The sequence below is a fragment of the Paramesorhizobium salinisoli genome (genome assembly GCF_003335045.1).
Taxonomy (GTDB): Bacteria; Pseudomonadota; Alphaproteobacteria; order Rhizobiales; family Rhizobiaceae; genus Paramesorhizobium; species Paramesorhizobium salinisoli.
Genome location: NZ_QOZG01000006.1, coordinates 271,032 through 295,917 on the forward strand (window position 1 = coordinate 271,032; position 24,886 = coordinate 295,917).

At 60.4% G+C, this 24,886-nt stretch carries 22 protein-coding genes and 1 pseudogene; 16 read left to right on the forward strand and 7 right to left on the reverse strand.

The genetic code is table 11. The features are described from left to right. Positions 1-35 precede the first annotated feature (35 nt). On the reverse strand, positions 36-860 hold the full coding sequence (locus DUT91_RS16010) for a phosphogluconate dehydrogenase C-terminal domain-containing protein (RefSeq protein WP_114441520.1): 825 nt from the start codon (positions 858-860) through the stop codon (positions 36-38). Between the two features lie 190 nt (positions 861-1,050). Here DUT91_RS16010 and DUT91_RS16015 point away from each other — a divergent pair, with 190 nt between their 5' ends. From DUT91_RS16015 to DUT91_RS16025, 3 genes are all read left to right on the forward strand, one after another. Continuing rightward, a complete protein-coding gene (locus DUT91_RS16015) occupies positions 1,051-2,307 on the forward strand; it encodes a ribulose-bisphosphate carboxylase large subunit family protein (RefSeq protein WP_114441521.1) in 1,257 nt (418 codons plus the stop codon). Beyond that, entirely contained in the window at positions 2,304-3,632 is a 1,329-nt protein-coding gene (locus tag DUT91_RS16020; protein ID WP_114441522.1) for a four-carbon acid sugar kinase family protein, read from the forward strand. The genes DUT91_RS16015 and DUT91_RS16020 overlap by 4 nt, the downstream gene beginning before the upstream one ends. Before the next feature lie 157 nt (positions 3,633-3,789). Then, a complete protein-coding gene (locus DUT91_RS16025; protein ID WP_114441523.1) occupies positions 3,790-4,815 on the forward strand; it encodes a glycoside hydrolase family 25 protein in 1,026 nt (341 codons plus the stop codon). A gap of 39 nt (positions 4,816-4,854) precedes the next feature. Here DUT91_RS16025 and DUT91_RS16030 read toward each other — a convergent pair whose 3' ends face one another. Beyond that, entirely contained in the window at positions 4,855-5,571 is a 717-nt protein-coding gene (locus DUT91_RS16030) for a GntR family transcriptional regulator (RefSeq protein ID WP_245419753.1), read from the reverse strand. Between the two features lie 263 nt (positions 5,572-5,834). Here DUT91_RS16030 and DUT91_RS16035 point away from each other — a divergent pair, with 263 nt between their 5' ends. The 5 genes from DUT91_RS16035 (at position 5,835) to DUT91_RS16055 (ending at position 10,819) form a co-directional block, all read left to right on the forward strand. Beyond that, on the forward strand, positions 5,835-6,923 hold the full coding sequence (locus DUT91_RS16035; protein ID WP_114441524.1) for an ABC transporter ATP-binding protein: 1,089 nt from the start codon (positions 5,835-5,837) through the stop codon (positions 6,921-6,923). A 40-nt stretch (positions 6,924-6,963) separates the two neighbouring features. Then, positions 6,964-8,262 (forward strand): ABC transporter substrate-binding protein, encoded by a 1,299-nt coding sequence (locus DUT91_RS16040; protein ID WP_114441525.1) that lies wholly within the window; start codon positions 6,964-6,966, stop codon positions 8,260-8,262. Between the two features lie 99 nt (positions 8,263-8,361). Further along, positions 8,362-9,252, forward strand: coding sequence for an ABC transporter permease (locus tag DUT91_RS16045; protein ID WP_245419760.1), 891 nt, complete (start codon positions 8,362-8,364; stop codon positions 9,250-9,252). A 1-nt stretch (position 9,253) separates the two neighbouring features. Further along, complete coding sequence (locus DUT91_RS16050; protein WP_114441527.1) at positions 9,254-10,075, forward strand: ABC transporter permease; 822 nt, start codon at positions 9,254-9,256, stop codon at positions 10,073-10,075. A 9-nt stretch (positions 10,076-10,084) separates the two neighbouring features. Further along, positions 10,085-10,819 carry an aspartate/glutamate racemase family protein gene (locus DUT91_RS16055; RefSeq protein ID WP_114441528.1) on the forward strand — a complete coding sequence of 245 codons (735 nt, stop codon included), beginning with the start codon at positions 10,085-10,087 and terminating at the stop codon, positions 10,817-10,819. Positions 10,820-10,826: 7 nt separating this feature from the next. Here DUT91_RS16055 and DUT91_RS16060 read toward each other — a convergent pair whose 3' ends face one another. Together DUT91_RS16060 and DUT91_RS16065 are read right to left on the reverse strand one after the other, a co-directional pair. After that, positions 10,827-11,561, reverse strand: a complete 735-nt coding sequence (locus DUT91_RS16060) for a response regulator transcription factor (protein ID WP_114441529.1) — start codon at positions 11,559-11,561, stop codon at positions 10,827-10,829. A gap of 22 nt (positions 11,562-11,583) precedes the next feature. Continuing rightward, positions 11,584-12,807, reverse strand: a complete 1,224-nt coding sequence (locus DUT91_RS16065; RefSeq protein ID WP_114441530.1) for a GAF domain-containing sensor histidine kinase — start codon at positions 12,805-12,807, stop codon at positions 11,584-11,586. A 281-nt stretch (positions 12,808-13,088) separates the two neighbouring features. Here DUT91_RS16065 and DUT91_RS16070 point away from each other — a divergent pair, with 281 nt between their 5' ends. From DUT91_RS16070 to DUT91_RS16095, 6 genes are all read left to right on the forward strand, one after another. After that, a complete protein-coding gene (locus DUT91_RS16070) occupies positions 13,089-14,105 on the forward strand; it encodes an ABC transporter substrate-binding protein (RefSeq protein WP_114441531.1) in 1,017 nt (338 codons plus the stop codon). Between the two features lie 65 nt (positions 14,106-14,170). Next, entirely contained in the window at positions 14,171-15,667 is a 1,497-nt protein-coding gene (locus DUT91_RS16075; protein WP_114441624.1) for a sugar ABC transporter ATP-binding protein, read from the forward strand. Then, the gene (locus tag DUT91_RS16080) at positions 15,664-16,611 is read left to right on the forward strand and encodes an ABC transporter permease (RefSeq protein ID WP_114441532.1); all 948 of its coding nucleotides are present in this window, start codon (positions 15,664-15,666) and stop codon (positions 16,609-16,611) included. The genes DUT91_RS16075 and DUT91_RS16080 overlap by 4 nt, the downstream gene beginning before the upstream one ends. Next, the gene (locus DUT91_RS16085) at positions 16,608-17,558 is read left to right on the forward strand and encodes an ABC transporter permease (protein WP_114441533.1); all 951 of its coding nucleotides are present in this window, start codon (positions 16,608-16,610) and stop codon (positions 17,556-17,558) included. The genes DUT91_RS16080 and DUT91_RS16085 overlap by 4 nt, the downstream gene beginning before the upstream one ends. Before the next feature lie 51 nt (positions 17,559-17,609). Beyond that, positions 17,610-18,524 carry an SMP-30/gluconolactonase/LRE family protein gene (locus tag DUT91_RS16090; protein WP_114441534.1) on the forward strand — a complete coding sequence of 305 codons (915 nt, stop codon included), beginning with the start codon at positions 17,610-17,612 and terminating at the stop codon, positions 18,522-18,524. A gap of 44 nt (positions 18,525-18,568) precedes the next feature. Beyond that, positions 18,569-19,498: an NAD(P)-dependent oxidoreductase gene (locus DUT91_RS16095; RefSeq protein ID WP_342634461.1), complete on the forward strand. Its 930-nt coding sequence runs from the start codon at positions 18,569-18,571 to the stop codon at positions 19,496-19,498. 19 nt (positions 19,499-19,517) lie between these two features. Here DUT91_RS16095 and DUT91_RS16100 read toward each other — a convergent pair whose 3' ends face one another. Beyond that, a complete protein-coding gene (locus DUT91_RS16100; RefSeq protein ID WP_114441535.1) occupies positions 19,518-20,399 on the reverse strand; it encodes a LysR family transcriptional regulator in 882 nt (293 codons plus the stop codon). Positions 20,400-20,523: 124 nt separating this feature from the next. On the opposite strand from DUT91_RS16100, the gene DUT91_RS16105 reads away from it, so the two are divergent. Then, positions 20,524-21,234: a glutathione S-transferase family protein gene (locus tag DUT91_RS16105; protein WP_114441626.1), complete on the forward strand. Its 711-nt coding sequence runs from the start codon at positions 20,524-20,526 to the stop codon at positions 21,232-21,234. Positions 21,235-21,337: 103 nt separating this feature from the next. Here the strand turns inward: DUT91_RS16105 and DUT91_RS16110 are convergent. After that, positions 21,338-21,748, reverse strand: a pseudogene (locus DUT91_RS16110) (MerR family transcriptional regulator); the annotation flags it as partial. A 188-nt stretch (positions 21,749-21,936) separates the two neighbouring features. On the opposite strand from DUT91_RS16110, the gene DUT91_RS16115 reads away from it, so the two are divergent. Continuing rightward, positions 21,937-24,048 (forward strand): heavy metal translocating P-type ATPase, encoded by a 2,112-nt coding sequence (locus tag DUT91_RS16115; RefSeq protein ID WP_114441627.1) that lies wholly within the window; start codon positions 21,937-21,939, stop codon positions 24,046-24,048. A 14-nt stretch (positions 24,049-24,062) separates the two neighbouring features. Here DUT91_RS16115 and DUT91_RS16120 read toward each other — a convergent pair whose 3' ends face one another. Beyond that, positions 24,063-24,635: a chorismate mutase gene (locus DUT91_RS16120; protein WP_114441537.1), complete on the reverse strand. Its 573-nt coding sequence runs from the start codon at positions 24,633-24,635 to the stop codon at positions 24,063-24,065. Positions 24,636-24,886: the final 251 nt, after the last annotated feature.

Consider the following 24,886-nt stretch of genomic DNA (forward strand, 5'->3'; position numbering starts at 1 on the left):
CTTTCGAGCTTCGTTTCATCCAGTCGCGCGCCCCGTCAGGTGATGCGGCGGATGCTTTCGGCGATTTCCGCCGGTTCGAACACGCCCAGCCAATCGGGCTGCATCAGGCGTGGCTTGCCGTTCTCGATCGCCTTGTTACAGGCATCCGAGAAGACGCCGTCGACCTCTCCCATGACGACGGCGGCCAGAATATTCATATGTCCCAGCAGGAAGTCCCGCGCCGCCACGCGGTCCACGCCACGGCGGACGACTTCCTCCATCGCCTCGCGCATCACCACCAGAAGGGTTGCGCAGACGGTTTCCGACAGGCCAGGCTCCAGCATCGCCATCTGCTCGACGGACACACGGTGCGAGCGAAGGATCGGCTGGTAGATCGTCTTGGCGATTTCCTCGCCCAGCGCAAAGGCTTCCTGCGGCCCCTGCATCAGCGCACTGACGATGGACTGCGCCGCCGCCACGCCGCCGAAATGATCGCGCCGTGCCGCCGGATCGGTTTCATCGTTGAAGATCGGAGGATGGCAGGGGTGGGTGACGAAATAGGTGATATCGTCGCGCTTAGGCAGATGGCCGGCGAAAGGTGCGGCGGCATCGAGCGCGATCACCATCGTGCCGGGATCGAGCTTATCGATGATCGAACGGGAAACCGCGCCGATTGCTGTATCTGGTACCGCCAGGATAACCGCCGTGGCTCCGGCAAGGGCCTCATCGGTGGGCACGCAATCGAAACCAAGGACCTCCTTCAACCGCTTCTGCCCAGCCTCGCTGATCTCCACATGTGCGACGTCGAAGCGCGAGCCCTTCAGATTGGTCGCAAGGCGCACACCCATTTTTCCGCCAGCGCCGAGCAATGCGATTTTCATGAAGGATCCTCCGAATATTTGCAGTCAGGTAGAGCACCCGACATCCGCATAGGCGGCAGGACAGGTGAATTCGTGGGGGCGAATATGTCCAGCAATTATCATCATGTCAACTGGTATAATGAGTTGATCTGATGATGTATCGCCTGATAAGAAACGAGGCAAGGATGCGATGCCGGGAAGGACGGATGCAATGAGCAGGCTCTACGCGGAATATGAACTCGAAACCCCATTGGACCTCCCACACACGGCGGCGGTGATCGCGGGCGAGCAATCGTCGGGGACGTTCCTGAAAATCGAGGGCGAGACCGAGGCGCTTAAAGTGGCGCATGGCGCGCGCATCGAATCCATTGTCGAAACAGGCCGTTCCGATAAACCGGCGCTGCCGTGCCGGATGAAGGGCGAGATCTATACGCGCGGGCGCATCCGCCTCTCCTGGCCGATGGAGAATATCGGCCCGTCGTTGCCCAATACGCTCGCAACCGTTGCCGGAAACCTGTTCGAACTGCGTGAGGTTTCGGCGTTGCGGCTGCTCGACATCACTTTTCCCGATGATTTCGCCAAGGCCTATCCCGGTCCCGCCGCCGGGATTGCAGGAACGCGCAAGCTGGCCGGCGTTGAACGCGGCCCGCTGATCGGAACCATCATCAAGCCGAGCGTGGGCCTTGATCCGGAGGCAACGGCGGCGCTGGTGAAAAAGCTTAGCCAGGGCGGGATCGATTTCATCAAGGACGATGAATTGCAGGCGAACGGACCGCATTGCCCGCTGGAGGCCCGGGTCAAGGCGGTCATGCGCGTTCTCAACGATCATGCGGAGCGCACCGGCAAAAAGCCGATGTACGCCTTCAACATCACCGGCGAGATCGACGAGATGAAGCGTGGCGCCGATCTTGTGCGCGAAGCCGGCGGCACCTGCGTGATGGTCGGCATCCACAGCGTCGGCTTGCCGGGCGTGGCGGCTCTGCGCCGCCATACAGATCTCCCCATCCATGGCCATCGCAATGGCTGGGGCCTCTATTCTCGCTCGCCCGATATCGGCATTAGCTTCATCGCCTGGCAGAAATTCTGGCGCATCGCCGGTGTCGATCATCTCCACGTCAATGGTCTTCGCAACAAGTTCAGCGAGGATGGCGCATCGTCCATTGCGTCGGCCAAAGAGTGCCTTGCGCCGCTGTTCGATGGCGGCAGGGATTACGTAGCGATGCCGGTCTTCTCTTCCGGCCAGTCGGCCGAGCAGATTGAGGATACCTACGCCGCCCTTCGATCGACCGATCTCATCTATTGCGCGGGCGGCGGCATCATGGGCCATCCGCAAGGGATCGCAGGCGGCATCGCATCCTTGCGCGAAGGCTGGCAGGCTGCAGCCGAAGGCATATCGCTGGATGAATACGCAAAGAGCCATCCGGCGCTCGCCGCGGCGATCGGGGCGTTCCGTTCGAGGCTGGCATGATTGCTCCGCTCATCACCTATTACGGCGACGATTTCACCGGGTCGACCGATGTCATGGAAGCCTTGAGTTCCAACGGCATCGAAACGGTGCTGTTCACTCAGCTGCCGGACGAGGCATGGCTGAAACGGTTCTCCCATGTCCGGGCGATCGGGCTTGCCGGCTATAGCCGCAGCAAGCAGCCGGCATGGATGGACGCGGAACTGCCCGCGATATTCAAATGGCTTGCCAGACTTGGCGCGCCCATTTGCCATTACAAGATCTGCTCGACCTTCGACAGCGCGCCGCATCAGGGTTCCATCGGCCGTGCGGTGGAGATCGGTCTGGAAACATTTGGCCAGAGCGTCGCGCCCATTGTGGTCGGTGCGCATCAGCTCGGCCGTTACACATTTTTCGGCGAATTGTTCGCCCGTTTCGGCGAGGAGGTCTTTCGTATCGACAGCCACCCGGTCATGAGCCGGCATCCGGCGACGCCCATGAAAGAGGCGGATCTGCGTCGCCACCTTTCCCATCAAACCGGGCTGCCAATCGGCCTTGTCGATCTGCCCGCTATTCATGCGGGATCGGGAGCGGCAAGGCTCGACGCGGTGCTTTCCAGTTCCGTCCGTGCGGTGCTGATGGACGTGGCCGATGCGGAGAGCCAGAAGCGTGTGGGGCAGATTCTGTGGAACGAGCGACAGCGGATCGGACCGTTCATCATCGGATCGTCGGGCGTGGAATATGCATTGATTGAAGCTTGGCGAGAGGCGGGCATCGCCGGCGTCGCTGGGAGCTACAAACCGCTCGAACCCGCTACCCGTATTGCGGTGGTCTCGGGCAGTTGCTCACCCACAACGGAGCGGCAGATCCGCCATGCATCGGCAAATGGCTTCGTACCTGTCGCGGTGGATTATATCGCGCTCGCCTCGGGGCAGGGGGGAGATGAGGCGGAAGCGACGGCTCATGCGGCGGCGCTGGGCGTTCTGCGTAAAGGTGCCAGCCCTTTGCTCTATACCGCGCTTGGTCACGCCGATGATGCGGGACAGTCCGGTCCGCATTCTCTCGATAACGATCGGGTCGGACAAAGGCTTGGCGCCATGCTGCAGAAACTCGCCGGCGAACAGGCATTGAACCGCGTGATCGTGGCCGGCGGTGATACGTCGAGCCACGCGCTCGATGCGCTTGGCGTCGCCGCGCTGACACTGCGCCATCCGATCCCGCAATCGCCCGGCTCACCGGTCTGTCTCGCCCACCTCGCCGACAGCACCGGCAGCTTCGAGATCGTTCTCAAGGGTGGGCAGGTGGGGAAGGATGATTTCTTCGTGAAAATACGGAATGGAAAACTTTAATCCGTCGCCATTTCCGGATCTTCCATAAACCCCTGATCCGTTATGGTTAAATTTGGATTCAATCTTTCTTGGTAATTTAACGTTAGCAGTTACGGAAGGGAGGTCCGACGGCGTCGGATTTCGCCGCGGGTCTGTTCTGTTTGCGTAAAAGGTACCCATGCGTTTTTCAGGCGTGTCAGCCATCCTCTTCGCCTGCACGGTTTTGGTCGGCTGCACGTCGACCAGTGGCGTGGACGAGCTTCTGGCGAAGCCGTCGCTGGAGACGACGAGTTCCATCACGCCGCCGGTGGATGTGATGCCGCCAGCAGAGATCGGTTCGAACGCTTCGCATGAAGAACAGTTGCAACAGGTGATGGCGCTGGCGCCGCCGGCCCCTATCCCCAATGCGCTGTCGCCAGGGGTCACGAAGCCGGCAATGCGCGCACCGAAAGTAGAGCAGGTTGCGCTCGTGGTGCCAGCGGAGCCATCGGCAAAGACATTCTCGCGAGGGAAGGTCTACAGCCACCGCTTTCGCGATGCCAAGCCAATCAATTTCGGCCGCGCCTCTCCCAAGACGCTGGCCGTCCACGGTGTAGACGTCTCGCGCTGGCAGGGCGAGATCGATTGGGAAAAGCTACGCACGCAGGGGGCGAATTTCGCTTATATCAAGGCGACGGATGGCGGCGACCATCTCGACCCGATGTTCAGGAAGAACTGGCGCCGAGCCCACGAGGCCGGGCTGAGGCGGGGCGCCTATCATTTCTTTTACTGGTGCCGGACCGCGGGCGAGCAGGCCGACTGGTTCATCCGCAACGTTCCAAAGGTGAAGGGCGCCTTGCCGCCGGTCATCGACGTTGAATGGAACGGTGAGTCCCGTTGCAGCCAGCGCGTTTCCCGCAAGAAGGTCCTGGAGAAGATGCAGGTCTTCATGGATAAGCTGGAAAGACATTATGGCCAGCGCCCGATCATCTACACAGCGCCCGATTTCTACCGCGACAATCTGCGCGGCGAATTCCTCGACTATCCTTTCTGGCTCCGGGCTGTGGCAGAGCACCCCTCAAAGGTCTATCCCGGCAGGAAATGGCTGTTCTGGCAATATTCCGGCTCCGGCCTCTCGCATGGCGTGGACGGCAGGATTGACCTCAATGCTTTCCACGGCAGCGAGGATGCATGGCACAGATGGGTGGCTACGACCTCGGGGTGATCGTTCAGGCCTCGGCCCGTCAAGCCTTATAGGCTGCCCTTATAGGCTGAGTGCTTGTCGAAGCTCGATGGCTTCATCGGTGCGATAATTCAAATCCGCTTCCAGATGATCGATATGATGCCGGGTCAGCGCTACCGCCTTTGAAGCATTCTTTGCGGCGATCGCCTCGACGATCTCGCCATGGTCGTCATGTCCGCAACTCGATGCACCCGACTGCCCATATAACGAGATGACCAGGGATGAGCGGGCAACAAGTTCGCTCATGAAGCGCTGCATGATGAAATTTCCGGCAATCGAAGCCAGAAGCAGGTGAAAATCGCCTGAGGCGCGGATCTCGATGCGCCGCGCACTCAGGCCGCGCTGGTTCATCGCCTCGCTCTCATGTTTCAAGTGATTTCTCAGACGTGCCAGATCGTCACTGGTGGCGCGCTTGATCGCATCCATCGTGATGCCGGGCTCGACCAGCCGGCGCGCATCGAAGATCTGCCGGGCCTCCTCGGGCGAGGGCTTTGCGACGAACGCGCCGCGATTGCGCTCTATGCGGATAAGGCCGAGGAAGCTCAATTCCTGAAGCGCCGTCCGGACGATGGTCCGGCTGACATCGAACAACGCGCCGATTTCCGCCTCGACCAGCTTCATTCCCGGTGGCAGGCGGCGCTCGACGATGGCGTCATGCAGCGCGTCGCTGATCACGACAGCGCGCTGCTCGGCTTCCTTCGCGGGGATTTCTCCCAGTTTGATCGCTGCGGTTTCCAAATCAGACCCCGTTTCCTGCTTCGTCCTTCTAGCTCAATTCGCTTCCCATGGCACGGATATTTTGAATGCAGATATCGCGATGGATTGCATACAATTTCGTCCATGATGCGAAACAAACGGCTAGTTTTTGTGCAGCGCGGGATGCATGAGCCACATAGATCTTGGCAGTGTCGATAAAGATATCCTTGGATATCAAAGAGGTAGCAGGGGCAATCGGGATTGGCACGCATTGTGCTTTGCTGGTTACGAACATGGGGACCCGGATGTCGCAACCTGCCGAAATCGATATTATATCCGTTTCAAAGAAATATGGGCCGACCACAGCTGTCGATGCCATCAGCCTGAAGATTCCCGCCGGAGCCTATTGCTGCCTGTTGGGGCCGTCGGGCTGCGGCAAGAGCTCGACGCTGCGGATGATCGCCGGTCATGAGAGCATTTCGCAAGGGGATATCCGCCTGGGCGGCAAGGTGGTGACGGATTTTCCGCCGGCAAAGCGCGGTACGGCGATGATGTTCCAGTCTTATGCGCTGTTTCCCCATATGGACCTGATCGACAATGTCGCCTTCAGCCTGAAGATGAAGGGCGTGGAGAAGGGCGAGCGCCGCGCAAGGGCGTTGGACATGCTGAAGCTGATGCAGATGGAGCCCTATGCGTCCCGGCGTCCTGCCCAGCTTTCCGGCGGCCAGCAGCAGCGTGTCGCTCTGGCCCGTGCGCTCATTACCGATCCGGAGGCATTGCTTCTCGATGAGCCGCTTTCCGCGCTCGATCCGTTCCTGAAGATCCGCATGCGGGCTGAACTGAAACGGCTGCAGAAAAACCTCGGCATTACCTTTGTCCACGTCACGCATAGCCAGGACGAGGCAATGGCGTTGGCCGATCTGATTGTCGTGATGAATGACGGCAGGATTGAGCAGGCGGCGCATCCGCGCGAGGTTTTCGAGCGTCCGGCGACAGCCTTCGTTGCCCGTTTCATGGGCGATCATAACGTGGTTTCAGGCCGGGTCACCGGGCACAGGGACGGGCTGGTGACGTTCGAAGTTCCCGGCGGGCCGGAGCTTGCGGCAGTCGGCAGGCCGATGGAAGCCGGAAGGGCGGTAGACGTCGCCATACGCACGGATCGCGTGCGCATTGGCGCACCCGAACAGGAGGGTTTCGGCTTTACCGGGATCGTTTCCAATATCGAATATCAGGGTGCTTCAGTGAAAATCTCTGCCGCGGGGGCGGGCATCGAGGACTTCACGGTGATCGCTGACGACACGGCCTTCTTCGCAAGGCCCATTGTCATCGGCGAAGCCATTCCGCTGTCATGGGCGGCCAGGGATGCGTTGGTTCTGGGCCGGCTCGATTCATGACCATCAACACCGAAAACCAATCAATCAAGGGGAAAAGGACATGACAAAGAAAACGGGAATGAACACGCAGGGCTCAGGCATCAGCCGCCGCGCCTTGCTGAAGACGGGTGCGGCTGCGGCAGGTCTCGCCGCCGGGTCGGGCATCATCACCGGCTTTCCAACAATCTGGGCGCAAAATCCGATCACGTTGCGCCAGTTCGGCACCGGTGTTTCCAACATCAACGCCATTGCCGACAAGTGCAAGGAAGATCTTGGCATCACACTGGAAATGACGGCCACCGATTCCGACGCCGCCGCCCAGCGCGCCGTCACCCAGCGGGACTCCTACGACATCGCCGATATCGAATACTGGATTGCCAAGAAAATTTTTCCATCGGGCGTGATGCAGCCGATGGATGTGAGCAAGATCAAATATTACGACAAGATCGTGCCGCTGTTCATCGACGGCAAGCTCAAGCCGGACAGCGTGATCGCGCAGGGGACGGCGCCTCACACGGTCGGCTTCGTCGAAACGCCCGACGCCAAGACCTTCGCCAAGGAACCGACCAAGTGGATGACGCTGATCCCGACGATCTACAATGCCGATACGCTCGGCATTCGCCCGGATCTCGTCGGCCGCGACATCACCAGTTGGGCCGACATCATGGACCCGGCCTTCAAGGGCAAGACCGCGATCCTCAATATTCCGTCCATCGGCATCATGGATGCCGCCATGATCATGGAAGCGATGGGCAACATCAAATATGCCGACAAGGGCAACATGACGAAGGAAGAAATCGACAAGACCATCGATTTCATGATCAAGGCCAAGCAGGACGGCCAGTTCCGCGCCTTCTGGAAGTCGTTCGACGAGAGCGTCAATCTGATGGCGTCGGGCGAAGTGGTCATCCAGTCCATGTGGTCGCCGGCGGTTGCCGCTGTGCGTTCGAAGGGCATCGCCTGCAAGTACCAGCCGCTGAAGGAGGGCTATCGCGCCTGGGGCGGCGGCCTGGGGCTTGCCAGGCATCTGGAAGGCGCCAAGCTCGATGCGGCCTATGAATATATCAACTGGTATCTCTCGGGCTGGGTTGGCGCCTATCTCAACCGCCAGGGTTATTATTCGGCGGCGATGGAGACGGCCAAGGAATTCATGTCGCCCGATGAGTGGGGTTACTGGGTCGAGGGCAAGCCGGCGCAGGGCGATATCATGTCGCCGGAAGGCAAGATCATGGAAAAGGCCGGTGCGGTGCGCGACGGCGGCTCGTTCGAAGAGCGCATGGGCAAGGTCGCCTGCTGGAATTCCGTCATGGACGAGGACCGCTACATGGTCCGCCGCTGGAACGAATTCATCGCAGCTTGATGCAAACGGCCCCTCTCTCTGGATCGAGAGAGGGGCTTGCCCGTCCAAAAGTACGGAGAACATGGCGTGACCGCAGCCACCATGGAAGACAAGGCGCAGATGGAAATAACGAAAAAGCCGCTGACCGACAGGATCGGCGGGCTTGTCTCTGCTGCCGCTTCCTATCTGCAGGCGCTGCCGCTGACGTTGATCCTCGGCTTCTTCTTCGTCCTGCCCATTCTCACCATCATTATCGTCAGTTTCTGGGATTATGATTTCGCCGGCATCTATCCGGATTTCATGACCATGAACTATACCGACACGCTCGGTTCATGGGTTACCTGGAAGACCTATCTGAATACGCTCAAATATGCTGCCATCGTATGGGCACTGACACTGGTGATCGGCTTCTGGGTCGCTTATTTCCTCGCCTTTCACGTGCGTACCGCCTCCATGCAGATGGTGCTGTTTCTCGTCTGCACTGTTCCCTTTCTCACCTCCAATATCATCCGCATGATCTCCTGGATTCCGGTCCTCGGCCGCAACGGCCTCGTCAATTCGACGCTGGTTCAGGCGGGGATTATTCCAGCGCCGATAGAATGGCTGCTCTATTCGGATTTCGCCGTGGTTCTGGCGATGGTGCATCTCTATACGCTGTTCATGGTGACGCCTGTTTTCAACACGCTGATGCGCATCGACCGCTCATTGATCGAAGCTGCGCGCGATGCCGGTGCATCCAGCTGGCAGACGCTCTGGAATGTCGTCATCCCGCTGGCAAAGCCTGGCATGGCGATCGGCACCATTTTCGTGGTCACGCTGGTGATGGCCGATTTCTCCACCGTACAGGTGATGTCGGGCGGCCAGAGCGCATCTGTGGCGCTGATGATGAAGAACCAGATGTCGCTGCTGCAATATCCCGCCGCTGCCGCCAATGCCGTCGTGCTTCTGGTTCTCGTTCTCATGATGGTCGCCGCTATCCTGCGCGTCGTCGATATCCGCAAGGAGCTTTGAGATGCATCATGAGAAACGCTCTCTCGGCTTCTATATCCTTGCCGCCTTCTTCACGCTTTTCGTGCTGTTCCTCTATGGCCCCCTGTCGGCGATCCTCATCCTGTCTTTCCAGGGACCGGACGGCGGCTTGACCTTTCCGCTGAACGGCGTTTCGCTGCACTGGTTTGGTAATCTTTTCGAGCGCCAGGCCGTCGGCGATTTCGGCGCATCCTTCACACGCTCATTCCTGCTCGGCGTGATGGTAATGGTGGTGACGGTTGCGGTTTCGCTCCTGGCCGGCCTGGCCTTCCGCCGCCGCTTCAAGGGTGCGTCGGCGCTGTTCTATTTAAGTGTCGCCAGTCTTGTCGTACCCTCGATCATCGTCAGTCTCGGCATCGGCGTTGTGTTCCAGCAGCTGGGTCTGCGTCCGGCCTGGTATTCCTCCGCCTTCGGCGCGCATCTGACATGGACACTACCCTTCGGCGTTCTGATCATGTTCGCCGTCTTCAACCGGTTCTCGCCATCCTATGAGGAGGCGGCGCGCGATCTGGGCGCAAGCTCCTGGCAGACCTTCCGCCACGTCCTCCTGCCGATGATCGCGCCAAGCCTGATCGGCGTCGGCCTGTTCGGCTTCTCGCTTTCCTATGACGAATTCGCGCGAACCCTAATGACCGCGGGAAGCTACAACACGCTGCCGCTGGAGATCTATGGCATGACAACCAATGTCACGACGCCGGTGCTTTATGCGCTCGGCACGGTGACGACGCTCTTTTCCTTCACGATCATTCTTCTGGCGCTGGCGATCATCGTGATCCTGCGCCGTCGCAACGCCCGCATGGCTTAGGAATTCATTTTGCGCATTCTCGTCATCAATCCCAATACCACCGCCAGCATGACACAAACGATCCGCAAGGCTGCTATCGGCGTGGCGGGCCGCGACACCGAGATCGAAGCGGTGACCTCGCTGATGGGGCCTGTCTCGATCGAAGGCTATTACGACGAGGCGCTTGCCGTGCCCGGTCTCTTGGAGCGGCTCGCCGACGGCGAGAGCCGGGGTGCCGAGGCCGCAATCATCGCCTGTTTCGACGATACCGGCCTCGACGCGGCGCGCGCGCTGGCCAATATTCCGGTCATTGGTATCTGCGAGGCCGCGCTTACGGCTGTATCCTTCATTGCCCAGCGTTTTACCATCGTCACCACATTGGAGCGCTCCCGCATTCCAATCGAGGCACTGGTTCGCCGCTACGGCATGGAGGGACGGGCAAAGGTGCGGGCCGCCGATATTCCGGTTCTCTCCCTCGAAGACCCCGCCTCCGGTGCTATCGACCGCTTAAAGCAGGAAATCGATAGTGCCATTAACGAGGACCGGGCGGAGGCGATCGTGCTTGGCTGCGCCGGCATGGCCGATCTCGCGCGCACCCTGCAGGGGGAATACGGGCTGCCGGTTGTCGATGGCGTCAGTGCCGCCGTCAAACAGGCCGAAATGCTGGTAACGCTGGGCCTGAGGACCGCCAAGCGCGGTGCCTATGCGACGCCTGGCGCCAAGACCTACAAAGGCGCACTCGCGCAATTTGCGCCCGGCGGCTGATGCCGGGTCAACGGTCGCGCAACCATTCGCCAAGCTCCGCCTCGGCGCGCTCCAGCGCGCTATAGTTTAAAAGTTTCCTGAGAAAGGCCACCGTTACCGCGCGTGAGCGCAGATTGAACCGCTCTTCCTCGTGCTCCGGCCCATCATGCTTTGCCGATGGATGGTGGACATCGAGTTTCTCATAGAGATGTTGCAGCCGGTTCTGCACGCTGCGCAATGAAAGATTGCGGCGGCGCGCGATGGTGCGGTCGGTGAGGCCAAGCGCGATATCGACAAGGATCTCATATTCGGAATCACTGAAGCCATTGGTGTGGCCAAGGCTCTTTTGCTGCATGCCGCGCACCTCGCGGTCAATGACGCATTGCGCCTCGATGAAAATGCTGCGGAGCGCGAGCTTGAGCCGGTCGTCGGAAGCGGACTTCAAGACATAGCCGAAGGCCGCGCCGTCGGGCACGATTCGCGAAACGCCGCGCACATAGGCCTCGTCGGAATAGTTCGACCAGAACAGGATGCGGGTTTCCGGTCGCTCCTTCCAGATCGTGCGCGCCGCCTCGATGCCGTTGCGCGTGCTCATCTGCAGGTCCATGACGATATGGGCCGATTTATATTCACGCGCGATGCGCTCTCCCGCGATCCCGTTCTCCGCCTCTATGACTCCGTCGCATTCGGGCAGTGCCGCGCGTACGGCCTCGTTCAGATAGGAGCGATGCAGCGGATCATCCTCGACGATCAGAACCTTCATTTTCATCTCCCATATCTCATCTTCAGGCGGGCCGCGAAATCATCGGGAACAGGACCGTGACGCAGGTTCCACCGCCCTCGATATTTTCCCTGATATCGAATTTAGCTGAGATCAGCCGGGCACGCGTACGCATGTTCTCCAGGCCGCTGCCGGTTCGCTTGCCGGATATTCCGGGGCCCCGTCCATCATCGTTGATCTCAATCACGATATTGCTTTTCACGAGATGAAGGCGCACCGAAATCCGACCCGCCTGGGCATGGCGGACGGCATTGTTGATGGCTTCCTGGACGATCCGGAAAAGCGCGATGCTGACGGTCTGGTCGAGACTGTCGATCGCCCCGCCGGTATCGTCCGTCAATTGCCAATCGATCACGGCGCCGCTCTCGCTGACCGAGCGGTCGAGATGGTTTTCAACCGCTTGCGCAAAACCGAAAAGCTGCAGGATCGAAGGTTTCGCCTGTTCGATGATCTGGCGAAGATCCTGCATGCATTGCTGCAATCCCCGCGACAATGGCTCAAGCGTTTCGCCGGTCACTTCAGGCAGATGTGTCAGCCTTTCGATCCGCCGCGCCAGCCGGGTGAGATCGGCGAGCGTCTGATCATGAAGATCCATGCCGATGCGCTGTCTTTCCGTTTCGAGCGCTTCGGTCAGTTTCAACGCGCCGAGGCGCAAACCTTCCTCGCGGGCCCGCGCTTCCGCCTCGACGATCGCCGAGCGCTGGGCCTGATCCGCCGCCCTGAGCGCGAAGAAATACGGCGCCAGCAGATCGGCGATCGACTGGGCGTTGTTGACATCCTCTATGGAATAGAGGTCGGCCGCGCGGCTGGAACAGCTCAGCGCGCCGATGACATCGCCTTGCACCTTCAACGGCACATGCAACCGGCTTCGAAGAGAGAGCTGCTGGATCGGCGCGGAAAAGGCGCCCTCGAAGTGAAACCGGGGATCGATGCAGGCGTCGGCCGTCAGCAAAAACGGTTCTTCGCCCCAAAGGACCGCCCGGATCGGGCTGCCTGCAAGGGGGGCGGGGGGCGGTTGGCCCCAGGCGGTTTCTATTCCCATTTCATAGGCGATGTGATACTTGCCGTCGAGCATGATCATGCACACGTCGAGATGATCATGCGGGATGATATGGTTGATCTCGGCTGCCACCGACTGGATGGCCGAATGAAAATCGAGCTGGCCTGCTAAAAGCCGCGATATGCCGAGATAATGATCCAAAAGCGTGGCAGGCGCCGGGCTGAGCACTTCGTATTCCTCCTCGTTTCGCCTCCCCCTGGCGATACAGCTCGATCTCTATAACCGATTTAGCGCCGCAAGAGGCTATTCCATGTTGCGGGATCCCGCACATTTTTGAGAACTTCCCGCAAACGGCTTGCCTCAAAGCGCCTGTACAACGCTATCGATCTTCGTCATCCTGTTGGTCACTGAGGGGAGGAAACTCAGTTTTAGGGCAGTTCTTCGGTCCATGAAGAGCGGAAGAGAAATTTCGGCTCCGTTATAGCGACGGGCCATGAGGGAGAGAGACAATGAATATCAGAAAGATGCTTCTGGCGTCGGTGGCGATCGCGTGTGCCGCTGTGCCGGCTTCAGCCCTGGCGGATACGTCGGGCAAGAAGATCGCACTGTCCAACAATTATGCCGGCAATTCCTGGCGCCAGGCGATGCTGACGAGCTGGGAGAAAATCACCGGCGAAGCGGTGAAGACAGGCGTTGTCGCCGCCGCCGACGCATTCACGACAGCGGAAAACCAGGCGACGGAACAGGCCGCGCAGATCCAGAACATGATCCTGCAGGGCTATGACGCGATCGTCATCAACGCCGCATCTCCGACAGCGCTCAACGGCGCGGTCAAGGAAGCCTGTGATGCCGGCATCACTGTCGTGTCCTTCGATGGCATTGTCACCGAACCATGCGCCTGGCGCATCGCCGTCGATTTCAAGGAAATGGGCCGCAGCGAAGTCGAATATCTCGCCAAGCGACTTCCCCAGGGTGGCAATGTCCTGGAAATCCGCGGTCTGGCCGGGGTTTTCGTCGATGACGCGATCTCGGGCGGCATCCATGAGGGCGTCGCGAAATATCCGCAGTTCAAGATTGCCGGATCGGTGCATGGCGACTGGGCGCAGGACGTCGCCCAACGTGCTGTCGCGGGCATCCTGCCCAGCCTGCCGGAAATCGCAGCCGTGGTGACACAGGGCGGCGACGGCTATGGTGCGGCGCAGGCCTTTGCCGCCGCCAAGCGCCCGACGCCCATCATCATCATGGGCAATCGTCAGGACGAGCTTGCCTGGTGGAAGGAGCAGAAAGACGCCAACGGCTACGAAACCATGTCGGTTTCGATCGCCCCCGGGGTTTCAACGCTGGCCTTCTGGGTCGCCCAGCAGATCCTCGACGGCAAGGAGGTCAAGAAGGACCTCGTCGTGCCGTTCCTGCGTATCGACCAGGACAATCTCGAAGCCAATCTGGAGAAGACCCCCAAGGGTGGCGTTGCGAATGTCGAGTATACGCTGGAAGACGCGCAGGCCGTGATCAACAGCGCGAAATGAGTTTGCGGCCGGCGCCTGTCCGGCGCTGGCCCTCATTTCAGCCAGGAGAGGCCGTAAAACAGATCATGACAGGCAGTTCCCATCTTGTGCCGGTCGTCGAGGCGCAGGGCGTCAAGGTCAGCTTTGGCGCCGTGCGGGCTCTCGCCGGTGTCGATCTCGTCATCCGGCCTGGCGAATGTGTCGGCCTCGTCGGTCATAATGGCGCGGGAAAATCGACCATCGTCAACGTCATCAATGGCGGGCTCTCGCCGCATGAGGGAACGATCGCCTACGAAGGCGAAGCGCCGGGTCGTCATGGCATAGCCAGCGCGCGCAATCACGGCGTCCGCTGCGTGTTCCAGGAATTGTCGCTCTGTCCCAATCTGACCGTCATTGAGAATATGCGGGTCATGCATCGCGCGTTGAACGGCTGGAACTGGCGCAGCAAGGCCGTCGCCGCGATTACCGGCAAACTGGGGGAGATTTTCCCCGGCCACCGCATCGATTGTTCCCGTGCCGTGGGCGATCTTTCGATCGCCGAGCGCCAGATGGTCGAAATCGCCACAGCCTTCGCCGATGTCGGGCAGAAGCCCAAGCTGGTCATTCTTGACGAACCGACCTCGTCGCTCGATGCGAGCCTTGCGGAGCAGTTGCTGGCGCATGTCCGCACCTATGTGGTGGGCGGTGGCTCCATCATCTTCATCTCCCACATTCTCGGCGAGGTGCTTTCTACTGCGACCCGGATCGTGGTGATGAAGGACGGCCGTGTGGTCGCTGATCGCGCGGCCGGAGAATTCACGCAAGCGAAGCTTGTCCAGGCAATGGGAAGCGTTGTCGCGGAAAAGAAGGACGCGCGGGCGGCGCGCGTACTCAAATCAACGGCTCCGATCCTTTCGCTGCCGCCCCGCGGCGGCCGTGGAATGCCGTTCGAGGCGTTCAGCGGGGAGATCGTCGGACTAGCCGGATTGAGCGGGCATGGCCAGACCGACACGCTCGTCGATCTCTTTCATTCTCACAGCGGGAACTGGCTGCAGCGCAGCAATCCGGCGGTGGCATTCGTGGCCGGCGATCGCGGCTATAATGGCACATTCCCGCTGTGGAGCATCCTGAAGAACATGAGCATCGCCTCCCTTGGCGATGTGTCGCGCGCCACGTTTGTCGATAGCGGGCATGAGGCGGAACTCGGCGAACAATGGAAACGAAAGATCGAAATCCGCACGCAGGACATGGACAACGGCATCCTTTCGCTCTCCGGCGGCAACCAGCAGAAAGTGCTCTTTGCCCGTGCCCTGGCGGTCCGCGCGCCTGTTGTGCTGATGGATGATCCGATGCGCGGCGTCGATATCGGCACCAAGCAGGAGGTCTACGGTATTTTGCGCAGCGAGGCGGAAAAGGGTCGTACCTTCATCTGGTATTCGACCGAGATGGAGGAAGTCTGTATCTGCGACCGCGTTTATGTCTTCAACGCCGGCGCTATCGTCGCCGAACTTACCGGAAGCGACATCAGCGAAGACAACATCCTCGCCGCCTCTTTCACCGAAGCCGTCGCTTCCAAAGCAGTGATCGGGGGCTCCATCGCATGAAGATCAACCTGTCGACCGACAGCGTCCGGCTCCTGATCCCGGCGTTGTCGCTGATCGTCCTTCTTTGCGCGGTCTTCTACCTGCAGCCGCGCGCCATGAGCTATACGGGTCTCAATCTCCTCTTCAATCTCGCTGTTCCCATCACCCTTGCGACGATCGCGCAGATGCTGATCATGACGGTCAATGATCTCGATCTGTCGATGGGCGCCTTCGTCAGCTTCGTCGCCTGCGTGGCTGCGACCTTCCTGCCGACAGCGCCACTGATCGGCACCATCATTCTCCTGGCAGCGATTGCCGCCTATGCGGTTCTCGGCGTCGTCATCCATGTCAGGCAATTGCCCTCGATCGTGGTGACACTCGGCATGAGCTTCGTCTGGGGCGGCCTCGCGGTGCTGATCCTGCCTTCTCCGGGCGGTCAGGCTCCGGTCTGGGCACGCTGGATCATGACGTCCAAACCGCCCCTGATGCCGATGGCGATCGTCGCGAGCATCATCATTGCCGTGATTACCCATTTTATCGTCATGCGCTCTTCGTTCGGCGTGCTAATACGCGGCGTCGGCGGCAATACCCGTTCGGTCGAGCGTGCCGGATGGTCGATCATTAGCGCGCGGGCAGGGGCCTATGCGCTTGCCGCCTCCTTCGCTGTCCTCGCCGGCATCGCGCTCGTCGGGCTTACCACATCGGCCGATGCCAATATTGCGCTTCGCTATACCCTGCTCTCCATCGCCGGGGTCATCCTCGGCGGCGGCGAATTCGTCGGCGGTCGCGTGTCACCCATCGGTGCGGTGATCGGGGCCTTGACGCTGACACTCGCCGGCTCGTTTCTATCGTTCCTCAGGATTTCGCCGGACTGGCAGATTGGCGCGCAAGGGGCGATCCTGATCGTCGTGCTGGCGCTGCGCCTGTTTCTCAACCGCCTGGAAAAGCGGGAGAAAGGCCGATGAACGCGCTTCGTTCGCTTGTCCTGAAGCCATGGATCTGGTCTTTCGTGGCAACCGTCATCGTCTGGCTCATAACAATCATGTTCACAGGCGGCGCAAGTGCCGCGGGCCTGTCGCAGGCGGCGTTCACCTTCGCGGCGTTCTCCGTCATCGTCGGTATCGGCCAGATGTTCGTCATCACGCTCGGCCCGGGAAATATCGATCTGTCGGTTCCCGCGATGATCACGCTTTCGGGCACTGTGACGCTGAAGCTGATGGGTGTGGACAATGCGCTGATCCTGCCCGGCCTCGCCATCGCCATCGGGCTCGGCGTTGCGGTGGGCATCGGCAATTATGCCTTCATCAAGCTTCTGCGCATCCCGCCGATCATCGCGACGCTTTCGATGAGCTTCATCGTCCAGTCGATGGCGATCTGGACCAATCGCGGAATCCGGATCAAACCGCCGGCGCTATTAGCGGATTTCACCACCTCTACTTTATGGGGCGTTCCGAACGTCGCCCTCGTGGCATTCGTACTTTCCGTGATCGCATGGGTGCTGTTGCAGAAGACCGTCTACGGGCGCTGGATTTCAGCGATCGGCCAGAGTATCCCCGCGGCCAGGATGGCTGGCATACCGGTCGACGGCGTCCGCTTCGCGACCTATGTGCTATGTGCAGTGCTTGCCTCCATATGCGGCTACATGCTGGCCAGCTTTTCAGGCGGCGCGGCGCTCAATATGGGTTCGGAATATCTCTTGATGTCGATCGCTGTCGTCGTCATCGGGGGCACTGCCGTTGCCGGTGGCGATTCCAATGTTCCTGGCATATGGGGAGCCTCGCTGTTTCTGTTCCTCGTCGTTTCCATGCTGAACACCTACGGCCTGGGAGCGGGTATCCGTCTCGTCATGACAGGGGTCATCATCATCGCGGTGATCATGGTGGCATCGGGACGAAAGCGCGGCCGGGCCTGATGCCGCGTATCGGCAATATCGTTTCAAGATCTTTATACGAGGAGCAGGCGCATGCTGCACAATTCGATCTACGAAATTCATGATCGGCGGTTTCAGAACCTGATCGTCAGGAACGCGGATCTGGAAGAGCTTTATTCCGGCTGCCGATGGGCGGAAGGCCCGGTCTGGTTTGCCGATGCGGGCTGCCTCCTGTGGAGCGATATCCCGAACCAGAGGATGCTGCGCTGGGTCCCGGACGGCGGTGTTTCGACCTATCGCGCGCCATCGAATTTCACCAATGGCAATACGCGCGACCGGCAGGGCCGGCTCGTTTCTTGCGAGCATGGCACGCGCCGCGTGACGCGAACCGAAAACGACGGGTCGATCACCGTCCTTGCCGACAGCTACCAGGGAAAGCGCCTCAATTCGCCCAATGATGTCGTCGTGCGCTCGGATGGCTCGATCTGGTTCACCGATCCGACCTACGGTATTCTCTCCGACTATGAGGGCTACAAGGCGGAGCCGGAACAGGCCGCGCGCCATGTCTTCCGCCTCGATCCCGATACAGGCGCGCTCGAATCCGTCATGGATGACTTTGTCCAGCCGAACGGGCTTGCCTTTTCCCCTGATGAAGCCAAGCTCTATATCGCCGATTCATCGGGGGGCAGCAATGACACGCTGCCACGCCACATCCGCGTCTTCGATGTCGGTGACAGCGGACGCCTGAGCAATGGCCGGGTGTTCTGCACGATCGACAAAGGCGCGCCCGACGGGATGCGCGTCGATACGAGCGGGAATGTCTGGACCAGCGCTGGCGACGGCGTGCATTGTTTTGCACCGTACGGAACCCTGCTGGGCAAGATCCTCATACCTCAGGTCGTGGCGAACCTCACCTTCGGCGGCCCACGCCGCAATCGGCTGTTCATCACCGCCACGAAATCGGTCTATTCGGTCTATGTCACGGCGACGGGTGCGCAACTCCCCTGATGCATGGTGACGGCTGCCATCTTCTGCGGCTAGACTGAAGCTGGATGAAGGTTCTGCGGAGGGAAGGAACGATCATGAGCAAGGAACGGATCGGCTTTATCGGCGTCGGGCTGATGGGCCATGGCATGGCCAAGAATATCGTGGAAAAGGGCTGGCCCCTGACCGTGCTGGGACATCGCAACCGCGCGCCGGTCGAGGATCTCAAAGCCCGTGGCGCGGCCGAGGCTGCCAACCCGCGCGATCTTGCCGAAAAGAGCGATATCGTCGTCATCTGCGTCACCGGCAGCCCGCAGGTGGAAGCCACGATCAACGGACAGGATGGGCTGGCGTCGGCGGGCAAGCCGCTGCTCATCTGCGATTGCTCGACCTCCGAACCCTCCTCGACGCTCAAGCTTGCCGCGGAGCTTGCGCCCAGGAACATCACCTTGATCGACACACCGCTCAGCCGCACGCCGACGGACGCGGAAGCGGGGACGCTCGACGTGATGGTCGGCGGCGATCCGGCGGCGGTCGATCGCGCCTGGCCGGTGCTTGAAGCCTTTTCCCAGCGCATCATCAAAACGGGACCTGTCGGGACCGCGCACACGATGAAGCTCCTCAACAATTTCCTCGCCTTGGGCTATGCGGCGATCTATGCTGAAGCACTGGCGCTCGGCGCCCATGCGGGGCTGACGCCGGAGGTGTTCGACAGCGTCATCCGCGGCGGTCGGATGGATTGCCTGTTCTACCAGACCTTCTTCAAATATGTGCTCGAACGCGACCGGGATGCGCATAAGTTCACGCTTGTCAATGCGCTGAAGGACACCACCTATCTCGCTTCTTTCGCCAACGCCGCCGGCCTCGCCAATCCGGTCGGCTCCGCCGTGCGCAATTCCTACGCTCTCGCGGTCGGCACCGGCCACGGGCAGGACTACGTGCCGATGCTGTCGGATATCGTGGCGCAGATGAACGGCGTCAAGCTGGCGAAGGACTAACAGCCCGGCGAAGACGTTTCTATTGCGGCTTGGCCAGATAATCGATGACAGCCCGAACGGCGGGCAGTTGGCCGCGCCGATGCGGTGTCAGGATCGTCGTGGTGATCGTGTTTTCAAACCAGTCGGGCAGGACATGGATCAGTTCACCGCGATCAAGGCTCAGGCGTGCAATGGTTTCGGGCACGCACACGATGCCAAGACCCGCCTTCGCCGCCTGCAACAGCATCCCGGCCTCGTCGGCGGCCAGGCGAGGATGCGGCGTGACCGTGATCTCTTCATCGGACTGATTGCGCAGCCGCCAATCCCGTACCGTAAGGCTCCCATTGACCCCGTCATGATCGGACAGTTCGTGGGGCGAGCGGGGTAACCCGCGGCAGTCGATATAGACGGGCGCCGCCACCAGGATTGTCCGTTCGACCGACATCCGCTTTTGCACCAGACCGGAATCGGGAAGGGCTGACCTATGGCTGCGGATCGCTATATCGAAGTTCTCATGCACAAGATCGACGAAACGGTCGGTTACGTGAAGCTGTACCTCGATTTTCGGGTAGATCCGGAGAAGTCCCGGCAGCCTGTCGGCGATCTTGAATTGTGCGACCGGAACCGACGCCGTAATTCTGACGGTGCCGATGGGCTCGGCCAATCGCCGCCGCACGACATCACGGGCCGCTTCGGCTTCGATGATCGCTGCACGGGCATGGTCGAAGAATTCGCGCCCCATATCGGTAAGCCCGAAATTGCGTGATGTGCGATGGATGAGACGCACGCCCAGTTCGGCTTCCAGTTCGGCCACCCGTTTGCTGATCGTGGACTTCGGCGCGCCGATCCGGCGTGCCGCGGCGGTAAACCCGCCGCTTTCCACCGCCTGAACGAAGATTCTGACGTCATTGAGATTGAGCATGAATGAATGTCCACAAATATAGACTTTAAGACGAAAATATCATGACTTCCCATATAAAGTCCACGAACCCATCTTGTCTGCAAGGGAAACACCCTTGCTACCGACAAGAATGGAGACAGAAAAAATGGAACCGATCCTCTTTTACGGCATCCCTTCGGGATGTTCCTTCGGCTCGATCGTTGCTCTTGAATGGCTTGGCCGACCCTATCGGCTTTGCCGGATCGACATGATGAGCGACATGATCACCAGCGATGCCTACCGGCGCATCAATTCCGCAGCCGAAACACCGGCATTCATGACGGAAAAGGGCGAAATCATCAGTGAAAGCATGGCGATCCTGAACCATATTGGCGCACTGGGCATCGACAAGGGGCTTGGATTCACCCAGGGAACGCCGGAATTCGACCGGCTCAATCAGATGCTTGCTTATCTCAACACCAGCCTCTTCAGCGGTTTCGCTCCGCTCTGGTACGCTCTCGAACATGGATGCGAAGGCGCCGAGAAGGAGGCGTTGAGAGCCTATGGTTCGGTCACTCTCGCCAAGGTTCATGCTCAGCTGGAGGCGATGCTGGGCGACCGCCAATGGCTGCTCGGCGATCGGCGTTCGCTGGCCGACGCTTATTTCGTCGGTATTGCGCGCTGGACGAAATATCACGACGTGATCGACCGCCGCGATTATCCGGCACTTCAGCGGCTCTTCGAGAAACTGGAGAATGATCCTGCGGTTCAGTTCGCCCATGCCGTGGAGCGCGGCGACGCACCCGCCGGGAATGGCGGCTTCAAAGGCGAGATCGCGCTGGATGAGGCGTTGAGCGCGTTGAAACTGGCCGCCTGAGAGAAATAATATCCGTTCAGCGGCGTTTGTGAATTTGGTGTTTGAGCGCCTGAGGCTCAGGTGACTCAAGCGCCAAATTTGTCCCGCCGGATGCTGCATGCGAATGCTCGCTCTCGCATAGCGAATGATCCGAGAGCGCACGGATGACGTAGCACTCGCCAATGGTTTCGCCGGTGCAACAGGTGGCGATTCGCGCCAGTTCCGCCTCCAGCCGCCGCAATTGCGCGATGCGCGTGCGGACCGAGACCAATTGCTCCGTCGCGATCCGGTCGGCGTCGGCACAAGGCCTCTCGGCATGATCGCCGAGATCGATCAACTGGCGGATCGCGTCGATGGTAAAACCGAGATCGCGGGCATGCCGGATGAAGGCCAGGCGCTCCAGATCGCTCCTGGCGTAGCGCCGCTGATTTCCTTCCGAGCGTTCCGGCGTGTCGATCAAGCCCATCTGCTCATAATAGCGGATGGTCGGCACCTTGACGCTTGTGCGCCGGGACAGTTCGCCGATCGAATACATCACCATTTTTCCTCTTGAACCTATAGTCACTGGAGGGTTTAGGGTCTTCACGATGGAAAGACAAGAGGTGAACCATGAGTGCCCTGAACACCCTACATGACGCCCCGTCACCGCTGCGCCCCGCCAACTCCGGGGGAAAGCCGGCCCTGGCGACATCCGGCGCGCAATCGCGCTATCAGGTGAGCGGCATGGATTGCGCGTCCTGCGCGGCCAAGATCGATACCGCAGTCAGGCGCATCAGGGGCGTGGAGGATGTGACCGTCTCGGTCGCCACGCAGAGCATGACAGTCCTCCATCAGGATTCCGTTGCCGCCGGCACCATCATGCGGGAGGTGGGCAGATTGGGCTATGGCATCATCCCCTCGGGCGGTGGGGGCACGTCAAACACCGTTGGAGAAGCGGCGAGCCGCCATCACGAGGCGGGGGGCCATTCCTGGAAGCCGTCGCAACGCGCTGCCCTCATTTTGACTTCCTGCGCAGCACTGCTTGCCGCATATGCGCTGGGGAAAGCCGTCCCGGCCCTGGAGTCCTGGGCCTTCCTCGCAGCGCTGCTCATCGGCTGGATTCCGATCGCACGGCGCGCCGTCATGGCCACTCTTGCAGGCACGCCCTTCTCCATCGAAATGCTGATGACGATCGCCGCCATTGGCGCGGTATCGATCGGCGCGACCGAGGAGGCGGCCACCGTCGTTATGTTGTTCCTTGTTGGCGAAATGCTGGAAGGCATGGCTGCCCGCCGCGCCCGGGCCAGCATTCAGGGGCTCGTCGATCTCGTTCCAAAAACGGCCCTCGTCGAGCGCAATGGCAGGACAACGGTGGTGCCGGCCACCAGTCTTGTCATCGGCGACGTGATCGTCGTGCGCCCGGGCGACCGGATTGCGGCCGACGGGGAGATTGTCGAAGGATCGAGCGATGTGGACGAGGCGCCCGTTACAGGCGAAAGTATCCCCCGTCGCAAGGGCCGGAACGATCTGGTCTTCGCCGGCACGATCAGCACCGACGGCGTGCTGAAGGTCCAGGTTAGCGCGGCGGCAGAGGACAACACGATTGCACGCGTCGTGCGACTGGTCGAGGAAGCCCAGGAAAGCAAGGCGCCGACGGAAAGGTTCATCGCCCGGTTTTCGCGATATTATACCCCAGCTGTCTTCGCCGTAGCCGTATTGATCGCGGTGCTGCCCCCGCTCGTCATGGGTGCGAGCTGGAATGAATGGATTTACAAGGGGCTGGCGATCCTGCTGATCGGCTGCCCATGCGCCCTGGTCATCTCCACGCCTGCTGCGGTGGCGGCCGGTCTCGCAGCCGGTGCCCGGCGCGGCCTGCTGATGAAGGGCGGCGCTGTCCTCGAAAATCTTGGCCGCATCACGGCCGTGGCATTCGACAAGACCGGAACATTGACCGAAGGAAGGCCGACAGTGACGGATATCGTCCCGTTCGGTAGGCAGGCACAAGACGTCCTGTCCATGGCCGCAGCCCTCGAACAGGGCTCCAGCCATCCGCTGGCAACGGCCATCCTGGAAAAGGCCGGAACTGACGGCGCCCCGATCCCACCCGCCTTTGATGCAAGGGCCGTTTCAGGCAAAGGTGTCGAAGGCAGCGTCGGCGGCGTTCCCGTATTTCTCGGATCAAGCCAGGCGGCAGCGGAACGGTGTGTGCTTGCAACGCAACATCTCACCGCCATCGGAGATCTCAACGGCGAGGGAAAGACGGTTTCGGTCCTTCTCGCGAATGGCGGCGTAGCCGGGCTCATCGCCATGCGGGACGAGGCGAGGGCCGACGCAAAAGCCGGCATCGCCATGCTGCGAGCAAAAGGCATCCGGACTGTCATGCTGACTGGAGACAATCGTAAGACGGCCGAGGCCATCGCAGTCGGGCTCGGCATCGAGGCCCGGGCCGGACTGCTTCCACAGGACAAGCAGCGGATCGTCACAGAACTGCAGAAGGAAGGCTTCAAGGTCGCCAAAGTAGGCGACGGCATCAACGATGCACCGGCGCTCGCGGTGGCCGATATAGGCATCGCGATGGGAGGCGGCACCGACGTGGCGCTGGAAACCGCCGATGCCGCCATCCTGCACGGCCGGGTGACCGACGTCGCCCGCATGGTGCATCTCTCGCGCTCCGTCATGACGAACATCAAGCAGAATATCACCGTTGCCCTCGGCTTGAAGGTCGTGTTCCTTGTCACGACCATCACAGGCGTTACCGGCCTCTGGCCCGCCATCCTCGCCGACACCGGCGCGACGGTTCTCGTCACCGCCAATGCAATGCGGCTCCTTGGCTGGAAGGGAGCACGGGTCGGGTGATGCGGTGAAAGAAGCTATTCGGGTTTGACCGCACAAAGCCCGCCCGTCGCACGGACGAGAGCCCAGCGATGCAGATCATCAAGGGGAGCTTGGGCGATAGCCGAGGCTACCCATTGGTTGCATCGTGCATCGGAGCGATAGGATCCGAATCCTGCAAGATTTTCGAGCAGCACGTCCTGCAATTGATCCAGTTGAATACGGATATTCTTCAAGTCCGGGGATGCCCCTGAAGGAGCTTTACCTGCCTCAACCCATTGCCACAACAGCCCGTACTGGACGATCTTGTTGGCTTCGATCTGCGCAGAAAAGAAGCTTTTCACCCCATCGGGGTCAAGTTTGAATCGCGATGCCTGGGCGGATACGGCATTCAGAACCGCTTGTTCCCTCTTCACATCCTCTACCGCCGCATGAGTGCCCCATTTGCTCTGCGCAACCTGATCAGCAATGGAGAGGCGCTGTGAAATGGCATCGATCAACGGCGCCAGAGCGTCGGGGGCCGTCCCGGCTCGTGAGGGCATGGGTGCCAGAACGACTCCCATCAGAAGTATGGACCACCACACTATTCTTTTACCCGGTCGCGTTCGCATGCCTCATTCCTCCTGCGGCTTTGCAGAGCAATTTCCATTCTGCTGCCCCCAATTCAATCATAATCGATGAATAACACGCCGAACTTACTCGCGCCGAACACCGCTTATGCGTAGATTGTCACCTTGAATTGCGATTTGCGCCAGGATTAATGGTTTGATTCTGCCTAAAAAATGACATGCATCGAACCACACGATCTTCTTTTTCGCGCTGCATCGCAAAGCAGGCGAGGGATATATGGGTACGGAGTAAG